The organism is Terriglobus roseus (assembly GCF_900102185.1).
GTDB lineage: Bacteria > Acidobacteriota > Terriglobia > Terriglobales > Acidobacteriaceae > Terriglobus > Terriglobus roseus_A.
Window position 1 is genome coordinate 685,251 of record NZ_LT629690.1, and the last position, 11,107, is coordinate 696,357.

General features: G+C 51.3%; 9 protein-coding genes. 6 read left to right on the forward strand and 3 right to left on the reverse strand.

Annotated elements, in window-relative coordinates:
- Positions 1-137 precede the first annotated feature (137 nt).
- From BLT38_RS03135 to BLT38_RS03150, 4 genes are all read left to right on the forward strand, one after another.
- Positions 138-1,706 carry a hypothetical protein gene (locus BLT38_RS03135; protein ID WP_156784991.1) on the forward strand — a complete coding sequence of 523 codons (1,569 nt, stop codon included), beginning with the start codon at positions 138-140 and terminating at the stop codon, positions 1,704-1,706.
- 317 nt (positions 1,707-2,023) lie between these two features.
- Positions 2,024-2,776 carry a hypothetical protein gene (locus BLT38_RS03140; protein WP_156784992.1) on the forward strand — a complete coding sequence of 251 codons (753 nt, stop codon included), beginning with the start codon at positions 2,024-2,026 and terminating at the stop codon, positions 2,774-2,776.
- Between the two features lie 18 nt (positions 2,777-2,794).
- The gene (locus BLT38_RS03145; RefSeq protein ID WP_083343876.1) at positions 2,795-3,220 is read left to right on the forward strand and encodes a hypothetical protein; all 426 of its coding nucleotides are present in this window, start codon (positions 2,795-2,797) and stop codon (positions 3,218-3,220) included.
- A 5-nt stretch (positions 3,221-3,225) separates the two neighbouring features.
- The gene (locus tag BLT38_RS03150) at positions 3,226-5,640 is read left to right on the forward strand and encodes a caspase family protein (protein WP_083343877.1); all 2,415 of its coding nucleotides are present in this window, start codon (positions 3,226-3,228) and stop codon (positions 5,638-5,640) included.
- Between the two features lie 183 nt (positions 5,641-5,823).
- Here the strand turns inward: BLT38_RS03150 and BLT38_RS21085 are convergent, their stop codons facing one another.
- From BLT38_RS21085 to BLT38_RS03165, 3 genes are read right to left on the reverse strand one after another with little or no spacing between them, the layout of a single operon-like run.
- Positions 5,824-6,324 (reverse strand): Mov34/MPN/PAD-1 family protein, encoded by a 501-nt coding sequence (locus tag BLT38_RS21085; protein WP_083343878.1) that lies wholly within the window; start codon positions 6,322-6,324, stop codon positions 5,824-5,826.
- Positions 6,231-8,105, reverse strand: coding sequence for a ThiF family adenylyltransferase (locus BLT38_RS03160; RefSeq protein ID WP_172838126.1), 1,875 nt, complete (start codon positions 8,103-8,105; stop codon positions 6,231-6,233). Before BLT38_RS03160 ends, BLT38_RS21085 begins: the two co-directional genes overlap by 94 nt.
- Positions 8,098-9,330 carry a hypothetical protein gene (locus BLT38_RS03165; RefSeq protein WP_197674920.1) on the reverse strand — a complete coding sequence of 411 codons (1,233 nt, stop codon included), beginning with the start codon at positions 9,328-9,330 and terminating at the stop codon, positions 8,098-8,100. The genes BLT38_RS03160 and BLT38_RS03165 overlap by 8 nt, the downstream gene beginning before the upstream one ends.
- 123 nt (positions 9,331-9,453) lie before the next feature.
- Between BLT38_RS03165 and BLT38_RS03170 the strand changes: the two genes are divergently transcribed.
- Both BLT38_RS03170 and BLT38_RS03175 read left to right on the forward strand, forming a co-directional pair.
- The gene (locus BLT38_RS03170) at positions 9,454-10,326 is read left to right on the forward strand and encodes a helix-turn-helix transcriptional regulator (RefSeq protein WP_172838127.1); all 873 of its coding nucleotides are present in this window, start codon (positions 9,454-9,456) and stop codon (positions 10,324-10,326) included.
- Between the two features lie 128 nt (positions 10,327-10,454).
- Entirely contained in the window at positions 10,455-11,099 is a 645-nt protein-coding gene (locus BLT38_RS03175; protein WP_083343881.1) for a hypothetical protein, read from the forward strand.
- The last annotated feature ends 8 nt before the right edge of the window (positions 11,100-11,107 follow it).

Here is an 11,107-nt window from a genome sequence, read left to right on the forward strand (position 1 = left end):
CCCCCTACATACCATCCACCCCCTTAATGGTCTCTCCATCTGTACCGGACTTGTCACCACCTCAGCCGCCGACCGCCCAAATATCTTCAGATCAGCCGGCAGCACCCGAAACTTCGCACAACGATGTATTTCGCCAAGTGGCTAAGGCATTGATGGGACACGAGACCTCCTACTCCGTTGATGACAACGGCAATACCGTTGCCACCGAATCTCCAACAGTTCCTGGCCATTTCTTCAGAAATATCGTCACCGCAGCACTTCTGGGCGGTGCCGCGGGAGCCAATGGCAATCCTGCTCAAGGCTTCTTTGGCGGAGTTGCTCGCGGTGGCGCCGCGGCCGTGAACGATTCCCGCCAGCAGGATTTGCTAAAGCGCCAGGAAGCCGAAGAGGAATTCCAGAACAACCAACGTTCCCAGCAGATGCAGTTGGAGAAGAATCGCGACCAACGTGAGCAGGACGCTTTCGCCACTCAGGAGACTTTGCGCAAGGCACAGGTCGCGCAGGCTAACTCGGAGACACTCCGTCTGAACATGTTGACTCAGGGCGCGGATTTCGAACAACACGAGAAGACGGCGGAACAAGGTAAGCAGCACTTCTCCGACTTCGATGCCGCTGGTCTCGCGCCTGTCTTCAAAGGCATCCCGGAAACCGAGATGCAAGACCTCATCAAGAATCGCCCTGGTGCCTCCTCTTTCGATTGGGAGGCCACAGGTGTGAAGCTGGCTACCGGGGCCGATGGCAAACCGACCTACCAGTACACATATTCCGCCTACGACCCGAAGGGCAAAGTGCCTGTGTCACAAGACACCATTGACCAGTGGAAGAAGGACGGGATGGACAAGTATTATCCCGAAGTCTTCAACATCCTGAAGCCCGGCAAGGAAATTGACGCAACACATTACATCGAGTTGAAGCGCCTCGACTCGAAGCTATTCGGCGACAACCTTGTTCGTCAGAAGGCCGACGAGCAAACGCAAGAGTTCAAATCCAAACAGGCTCTCGCTGCGGCGCAGACCGCGCATGCTTGGGCGGAGACAGCCGCGGCCCGGAAGCAAATGGAAATGGCCGGACTCGCTCTCAAGCAACAGCAGATGTTGCCGAAAGCACTGAAGGCCTTGACTGATTCCGGCGGTGACTTCCAGAAGCTGGACGCAGGCGACAAGGTTGTTATCGGCGAGTCGCTCGGCAAGCTAATCGAAGGGGCCGAGAAAACCGTACATGATGTCCTCACCGCTGATCCCTCAGACAAGAACAATTACGCAGCAGAAGCAATGAGACAGATTGGTCAGTGGCGTGGTCTCGTAAATCAAGCGTTCACGGTATCCCAGAACCGACAAGACCGATTTGACATGGGTCTAATCGATAAAGGCCTCGGCGTTTTGGGCAGGATGTCAAAGGCAGATGCCCTGGCTGCAATCAACTCCTCCAAGTCCTACACAAATGCAGAGAAGATGGCGCTTCGAAGCGCTATCAATAAGACACCTGCCACGTTTAGCTTCAATGGTCAGACATTTGCGAACATTCCTCCCGGCAAGGTCGCGCTGTTCCTTCAAACACACCCAGGTGCAGAGCAAGTCTCTGAGCCAGAAGATGGACCACAGCCCGGCGACAACAGCAGTTCGCAGTTCTATCGTGGAATCAGGCGATCTTTGGCTCCGACCCCTGACATTTCCGCACCCGCAGAGGCCGGGGCATTCGGTGGCTAATCCTTTCTGGAATGAGCAATAACAACTCGAGAAAATAATGTCGGAATACGTGGACTAAGTCTTGTCTATTGCTTCTGATAACGATGCGTAGTCACCCCGTCCAAGCTCTCTAGCCCTAACTGATTTCCTCTCCCCTAGGAGTTGGTTTTTCAACTTTCAAGGACGAGGTTTGATTTGGATGCGGTGAAGAGTGAGGACCAAAATCTACAACGAACGGGTTCACCGCCGTCGTGCTTCAACGATTTCTTGTCCTTCGTAAATTCTGTTTGCAAAATTACGACTTGATGGATACCCTCATGTCTCGACGAGGACAATTCATGTCATCGACTGCCAGGCTCTTCATCTCTTTCCTCTTTGTGGCACAGGCCACCGGCCAAGTGACGGATCTGAGGATCGAACCTCAACAAGTCGACGCTGGAAGTGCGGCGACGCTCCGCTGGAACCTCAAGGATGGTCAGGCCGCTTATATTCTTGGAGTTGGGGAGATAGCTGGCAGGGGCTCGATTCAGGTACGGCCACGACAAACCACAGCTTACACGCTACTAGTAATGTCGCAAACGGGAATAACTTCCAAGTCAGTGGAACTCGAGGTCAAAAACGCGGCGCGCGGCGACGACGACACCTGTTCACCTAGACAATCCGACTATAAGTATCCGAAGACATTTACCTCAGCGGATACGTCGATCATTTCGGCTCTAGGCAGTATTCACCGAGTGTTGCAAGATCAAATGGGCTTGGTCGTAAGCGAAATTCAGACGCCACCATTGAAGCCTCACTTCTTCTTTAGTACCAATTGCGCTATCAAGGGCAATTTGGTCTTTCCCGGTGATGCGGCAACCTTTCCGGAAGACAAACACATAGGAGCTCGAAGAGTTTCCTATCAGGTTGAAATCTCAGAATCCTCTAGCGCGCGCAATCCCGGGCAACCACCCGAGTTGGGATACAGGATAAGTACGTTCATTCAATATAGGAGAAAAATAGAATCGACTTGGCGAATCGAGCAGAATGAAACTGCATATGAGAGAGCCTCAGAGATGTTGCGGGGCTCGCTGCCATTCCTACATAACTAGGCTTCAGAGGGGAACGCAATGAAGCGTCTGTCGGCTGCATCCGCAAGAGCCATATTGGCTGCGATCTGGGCGGCGTCTTTTCTCATTAACCTCACCATAGCCCTTTGTCTCTATTTGAATCATGATATTGGGGACGATAACTTTGAAAAGCTGACGACAACGCTGAATTCGTCTTACGTTACATACTTGGCTGCAGTCATTGGATGCTATGTGATCGTCTATACCAAGAAGCCAAAGACATCACTTAATCCGGGATTGTTCGTTGTGGCTTTGGTTTCCTCTCTCCTTTGGAATGGTGTTCTGAGTGCGTTTGTCTGGCCTCTCATCTTTGAGCGGGGAACCGTTGAGGGAGCAATTAAATACATCGGTTATTTCGCCCCTTTACTTTCCTGGATTGTGGCGCCGATTTTCACTGTATTTTTTGTGAAGAATGCTACGGAGTGACATCGATGCGGCGAATCTGTCCCGAATCCTTGTTCGGAATCCTCTTCCTTGCTATATGTCTGACTTTGGCTACTCCGGTTTACGGACAGGGTGCGAAGGGATATGCAATAGTGATTGGTCTTTCCGATTACCCACTTTATCCTCAAGACCGTCAGATTCATTTCGGAAAGAACGACGCAATAGAATTCGCTAAGTACCTTAAGACTGCGCCGGGCGGCACGTTCGACACAACCTTGCTTGTTAATTCGGAGGCGACAAGATCAGGCATCCTAACCGCAATTAAAAGCGTGGGAAAGGTCGCATCCAACAATGACCTCGTCTATATATTTTTTGCGGGACACGGTGCAGTTGACGATTCGGGCCAAGCGTATTTCATGCCGTATGACGCAGACTCAAAGTTTCCGGAAGGTCTTGGCATTCGTATGGACGAACTCCTGGGGGATGTTGCAAAGAATATATCTTCAAACGTCGTATTTTTCATTGACGCATGTCATGCCGGAGCAGCGTTGCAGCCGGGGGCAAGAGGGGATGAGAATGTTGTACCAAAGCTGACTGAGGAGTGGACAAGGGCGTTCAAGTTCAAAGGTGACAATCTGCTTTCGATGGGGTTTTTCGCTGCTAGTAGTAACGAAGTGTCGTGGGAAGATTCTGTCGCGGAACACGGTCTCTTCTCCGAATATCTATTGGAGGGAATTAAGGGAGCAGCGGACACAAATCCAATGGATGGCAGGATAACCGCCCAAGAACTATTTAGATATATAGAGCTTCATGTCCAGGCCGAATCGAAACGTAGGTTCAAATCGCAAAACCCCTTACGTTCCCCAATCTGGGTTGGTGACTTTCCGTTAGCACTGTATCCACCAAACCTGAAGTCACGAGCGGAGACGTTATCGGGCCACGTCAAAGGGAATCATCCGGACGTAGCCGCGAATCAAGCTGAGTTGGCTCAAGCACACACCGAACAACGACTTGAGACGATAAGACGGGAACGTCCACTTCTCAGGCAGTTTATTCGAGAAATGCCCAAGGGAGCAGATCTGGAGACCCATAGCAGTGGATCTATCTCGCCAGAATTATGGATCGATTGGGCAGTGAAAGACGGTTTGTGCGTCGATTCCAAGACCTCTACACTTCTTCCTCCGAGCGCAACGAACCGGTCTGGGCGGCCGGTCTGTGCTGAGGGAACCGTCGCGGCAGAATCAGCTTACAACGACGTGCGACTTTATCAATCGATGGTCGATGCTTTCTCTATGCGCAAGTGGAGGCTGTCGGGTGAATCGGCATACGACCACTTCAATAACACGTTCGCTAAATTTAGCGGGGCCAGTCGATCCCTCGGACGGATTTTAGCGGAGATGTCCAAGCGGGCGGTCAGCCAACACGAAATTTACCAAGAGATTCTCGTCACGCCTTCGATTCCAGTGGCGATGCTCCGTTATCTCAACTCCAATAGTGTGTTGAGCGATAACCCAAGCATTGAGGAGCTGGCACGCGTTCACAAGTTACTTAAAGAGAATGGCCTTGTAGAAGGTATGGCGGAGGCGATCGAGAAAGTTAACGAAGCAGAATCAGAACGGGATACTATTTTGCGTTGCAAATCTTCCACACCTGATCCAGCTTGTTCAGTTAAGCAAAGGTATCAATATCAGGTTCTCAGATCATCAATCACGTCTCAAGTGTACCCGCAAATGGTAATGGCGTTTGAGGTGGCATCTGTCGACCCACGGTTTATAGGAATTGGTGTTGCTCAGCCGGAAGGGACCTATCATTCAATCCACGATTTTCAGCCGCAGATGCGGATGTTTGGATACCTACACACAATGTATCCTCTCGTTCGCATTGGCATCTCAGCCGGTCAATTGAGTGATGCATATTCGGACTTGTCCGATAGTTCTCATATTAGGGACGCAATTGAGATCGGGAAGGCCTCGAGGATCTCTCATGGGACATCATTGCAATATGAACAAAATCCTGAAGAACTTCTAAGATTTCTCAAAGAGAGGAAAGTTCCGATCGTCATAATGTTAACCAGCGACGATCTTCTCTTGGACGTGAAAGGAGAAGATCATCCTTTTCGTTGGTATTTAGAGAGAGGAGTTCTTCTTGCACTTTCCACTAGCGATGAAGGCGTTCTAGGAACTAATCTCACGCAAGAGTTCGCACGTGCCGTAGAATCCTACGGTTTGAGTTATGGCGAACTTAAGACACTGGCACGAAACAGTCTCACTGTAAGCTTCTTGGCCGGTGAGAGCCTTTGGGCAACACCTTATCAGGCGATCACAGTAAAGGACTGCGAGGGCGATATTCCGGGAGCTCCAAATCCTTCTATCAGCTGTGCTCAATTCCTTAGCAAGAGCGATAAGGCCAAGCTTCAATGGCAACTTGAAAGCCAGCTTCTGAAATTCGAAGCTAGTTTTTAGCCGACGCATAATCTTCCGATTGGATTGGTATATCAACTGCGCCTAGCAGTGTTGTGGGACATTGGAAGCTAAATCGAATTTATCCCTGCCTTCGCTCGGCATGAATTCGCGTGCTAATATTACAAATTTCACGCGTCCAGGAGATATCAAGTGCGAAGCTTTGTTACCGCTTTCTACATCGCCTCAAATAGGTTCGAGCTTGATGTCTGTATCCGCCGAATGGAAGCTAAGATGAAGACCCGCAGGAAAACCTTCGGTTCCGGCAATGAGGAGGAGTAATGCTGGAAGATGATGCCGCGACCCCCTGAAAACGTTCCTGATGCTTAGCTGATCCGATCGAGACGGAGAGGGAATTTTCTGAGGGTGAGTGTGCCAGTCACCGATGAAGAGAAGACCCTCCTTAAACATTTCATTGATCTCATTTTGCTCTTTTGTGTGATCAGGAATGTAGCCATAGCGAGTCCGATGATCGGTCGGTCTCGGGCCAGTTGCTCTCAGAATGGAAATGCAAGAAGGACTGATACGTGCGAAAAGCTGGCCTCCGGCCTCATTGGCAAAAGGGGATGTTTGCTGATGCTGCACTATGTGGTTCAGGACGCAAGGGCTGATGGAGAGTTGCTGATCCCAATCTGGGATTCGGAAATGGAGCTTTCGTCGATACTTTTTGAGGAACAGGCAGGACACTGCTCATTTTTCTCCCAGTTGATTTCAGTTTGCAAGCCACCAGTTGCCCGCTCTGCATATCCTTCAATCCAATTGGGGTTCCATTCTCCCCCCGCGCTCTTGAGAAAAGCAGTCGTCGTCTGTGAAACGCGATGCACTGAACGCTTTGCGGGATCAATTAAGGCCTCAATCGCAAGGCCGGATGCCAGCGAAATAGTAGCCTGGAGTTCAATGAAGCCGTAAGGCTGGAAAACGGCCCCACAAGCGGGCTCCGTCAGTTCTCCGTCCCGCGAATCCGTCCAGATTGTCACATTCGTCTTCAATGCACCCTCTGTCGTCATGCCGCATTGTAAGCATGGCGATTGCGCGCAGAGAAGCACCGCATGACCGGCACAGGCGTGCGGTTCGGTCCAGGTAAAAATCAAAGGCGCGTCAATCTCACCGCGAATCCTCTGCGCGTTGAGAAGGTTCTCTGCCGTCCAATTGGCCGTGGCACTGATGATGAGCGATGCGCTTTGCAGTATTTCTAAATGCCTGAAGATGAACTCTTGATAGCTGAGATCGAATCCACGTACGGTCGCGTGAGGATGATCGCGTTGCAGCCTGCCCGCCATTCCGATCGCTTTATTCGTGCCGATGGATTCAGCGCCAAGTGGATGACGGCCAGTGTTTGCAGCCGTCAAAGCTTCTGGATCGATTATGTCGATACGTCCAACGCCTGCCTTCGTAAGTTGCTCCGCGATCGGTGCGCCCACAGAACCACAACCAATAACGATGACGTGCTTGAGCGCGAGAACTGGCTGATGCGGGTCGTGCCCACGTCCGTGAATCCAGTTTGCATCGACGCGGTCGATTCGAAGGCGTTGGGCCTTTACTGAAGACGAGAAGAGTCGCGCGGCAACAACCGCTTGCGGCATCTTGCCCTTCCTGAACCCATTCAAAGTTCCGTGCTTCCGAAATGTTCTGATCTCCGGAGTTTGTGGAGGCTGAGAAGAGACAGCTGCGAAACAGGGGCCGTTAGCTCCAGTGGCACCCAGAACAAAGTAATAGGTTGACAGCTTGAGACGACTAAAGCGCTCCAGAAGCTCTTTGCCGTTGGAGACCATTCGGGCCAATGCCACTAAGTCGCTTGCTGAGCGAGGGAATTGATTTGGGAGAAGGACCTCTGGGAGCCAGAGTAGGCACGCAGGGACAGTCTTATCGAATTGGGGCTTGTTGCCCCACCGATGGCGCTGCCAAGTTAGAACCTGTGCTTCGGACTCACCAACGATGCTCCGTGTCTCTCCCGGCCAAATACGGACAAATCTACTCGGAGCATTCGCATTGAGCAGGCTGAAGACCGATGCCGCATCATCCTCAAGACTGAAGTTCCAATAGGAGTAGAACTCCGCTTGAAAGTCTTCCAGGTTCAGACCGAGTTCACCCCGGCGAATTAGATCGACGACCTGCCCCAAGAGAACGCCGAGAACATCAGCCGGTTCGTTGGGCCGTAAAATGCGGTTCGTTCGCCGAAGACAGAGATTCCCATCTGGTTCGACATGAGGCCATGAGGGAAAAGTTGGGACATCGGCCAGAAGGAACTTAGGTAGGGAGTACGGGAACTGGTGATCTACGATGACATGGCAGCGATAGACATTCTCTTCCGGCTGTACATAGAACTCCCAGCCCTCAATTGGTTCACGCGGGGCGTGTTTATTCAGTTCAGCTTTGGAGAGGCGACGTGCACACCAAGTTGAGGTTAAGAAGGCATCCGCTTTCGCAATGCCTTCCTCCTGCATTCGCCGTGCGATGCCTTCAGGCATACCTGCTATCTCCGCCTTTGGAGACAGGCTCCGATGATGCGGCTTTTCGTGCGATTTCATCCACCAGAGACTTTGTCATAACGTACGGCGCTTCAACGACCGCGCCACGGACAGACTTCTTTAGTTTTTGGTCCATGACCGTGAATTCAAGTGGCTCAGGGGTCTTCTCATTGGGGCTTTCCCCCGTGCAAAAGAACTCGCCTTTTGCGTCACTTATAATGCCCTCGTATTCCTTCTTAGCCGCATGCGAAGGGGGATCGCACTCGTCGTCCTTTATCGGGCAACTGCTGGACACAATACGTCCTCCGTCACGAATCTGAGACAAGGCGTTCTTCGCATCGGTAGAGACCTTGGCTTTGTCGCCGAGTTCAGAACGGCTGTCCCAGGAGAGCGTGTGCCACGAGCAATGATGGGGAGTTTCGAGCAAATCGTACTCTAGGATAGCGGGTGTATTTTTGTGTTTTGCCCATAGCTTTTCCCAGATGAGAACCTCGGCATCACCGCCATTGATGTAGTTCTTGATCGTTTTACGTGCTCCGCTATCAGCAAGCTCCATGTTGATGATGACGCTTGAGTGATTCTTGCGGAGCTTTTCTTCTTCCTCGTCATCGTCGGACTTCGGAAGTGGCGCCAGAAGCCGCGCCTTGAAAAGTTTGCTTGTTACCCCATTGACCTTCGTGATGTCTTCGTCGATCTTGACGACGATCTCCAGAATGTCGTCTGTCTTACCGTTTTCATCTTCTCCAAGAATCTGAATGCGGTCACCCTCGTCAATACCTGCGCACTTCTTGGTGCGAGCGATCTCTACGCGGCGTTTTGCCTCTGAATTGAAGGCCGTAGCGTCATCACACAGTTTGTGGTCAGCACTCGCCCGTCGGAAAACGATAGGAGAAGACCATATTTCCTGAATCAGGATGTGCTTTTCCTTGTCGGCTTTCTTGTCATCGGCGTAGTCGGCAGGCTTACCGAGATGGAAGTGGTTCTCGATACCGCGGCAATGGTCTTGGTCGGGGTGAGTTAACAGGAAAACGTCAACAAACGGGCGCCCAGCTTTGTCCTTCTTGAGCCGCGCGCGAAGGTCCTTAGCAACGTCTCGCGTGCTGTCTTTGGGGTCGTCAGCCGCCGCTGTGATGTTGCAATCAATCAAGATTGTTCGGCCATCGTCAAGGGTGACCAGAGTCATCCCCCCATTTCCGACGGGAAAGAATGTGATCGTAGTTGCCATGCAGGAATCTCCTACGGAACTGGCCTCGTCTTCAATGCGGCGGGGTCGTCCCTCCATCGACTAGAATACAGTTACTATACCCCATCTAGTTTCTAGATGGTGAGTGTGGAAAAGAGGTACGTATTGGAAATCAAGCAAAGAACGCCAGCACGCTGGGGGCAGGAGAGAAGGCTGGAGTTTATCGAGTTCCGCCTACAGTGGGAAGGGCGGGTGAATCGTGGAGATCTCGTTGACTTCTTTGGTATCTCGATTCCGCAAGCATCAGTCGATTTCGCAAGATACCGGGAGCTCGCACCAGAAAACGCGACTTACGACGTGCTTGAGCGTGCATACATCGCGAGCAAATCTTTCAGTCCAGTGTTGCTAAAGGTGTCCCCAGACGACTACCTGACCAGGTTGTGGGCAGTTTCTAGTGGCGTCGAAGCTGAAAATTCCTCATTTCTCGGATGGAAGCCGGAAACGGGTTTAGTAGCTGACCAAGCTCGTCCAGTCGATGGCGAGATTCTTCGGACCATTCTTGCTGCCACGCGAGATCGGAAGATTGTTCGTATCAAGTATCAGTCCGTCAGTAGTTCGAGCATTTCTTGTCGAAATATCAGCCCGCATGCTCTCGGGTTCAATGGCAGTAGGTGGCACGCTCGTGCTTTTTGCCATGAGAGGAACGCGTTTCGAGATTTCGTGCTCGGACGAGTGAGAGAGGCACTTATTCAGGGGACATCGCCGATCGATCCAGCTTCTGATTCAGACTGGCACAACATGATCGCCGCAGTCATTGTTCCACATCCTAAACTTTCGGATGACCAGCGGCAGATTATCGAGGCGGACTATTGCATGACAGATGGCAAGCTGATCTTGCAGGTTCAAGAAGCCATGCTCTTCTATAACCTAGAACATCTCGGACTGCTGAACGACACACAGAACCTCCGGAAGGGGCTAGCCCTCGCCAACCGATCCGAACTAAAGAGCTTTTACAGAAAACACGGCTTGCTGGATTGAAGCGAGTGCTACGCCTATTAGCTTGTGAACGAATCTTGGGGCACCCTCAATGCAGTTTCGGCAGATGTGCATTGAGAATTTGGACTGCAATTTATAAAAATCGCATTGACAATTTCGGAAGGAACCTTATGGAAGTTTCCAAATTGAAGGTTGAACTCTATGACGTCGCTGCGATTCTTTTGCCCGGCGTGTTCTTCATCATGGAAATATGGGCCACGCTTTTCGGGATGCATTCAGTGGTCACGACAGTCAAAGGTCTAAAAGGAACTGAGCTCACGGTAATGTTGCTCTGTAGCTTTGGAGTGGGCAACCTCGTGCAAGAAGCAGGGAATGTCTTGTTCACTCGTACGATGGGAAAACGGTTCTTCTATGCAGCCCGTGATGAATTTTGGAGCTCTCACGAAGCAGAACTCGTTCGTTCGAAGATCGAGCGGGAAGGATCGTGCAAGCTCGCCGATGTCGATTCTGCCTTCGAATACTGTCTCACTCGGGTAGCAGGAAAATTCCCGAAAAGGGACGTTTTCATGGCCATCTCCGACTTTTCGCGCTCTCTCTTTGTGCTCTCGTTATTCGCGATATTTCCGTTGTATCGTTCCGTGCTGTATGCATATGGAACCGAAGTACGCGTGAGAATCTCTGTTGCATATGCATGTCTCGTGCTTCTTACCGCGTGGCTAAGCTGGACGAGAATGCTTCGGTTCAGAAAGTATAGTGACAGACCTGTATTCACGACTTTCCTCGCGTGCGGAGAAGAGGGCGGCGACAACAGTTGAAGACAAGA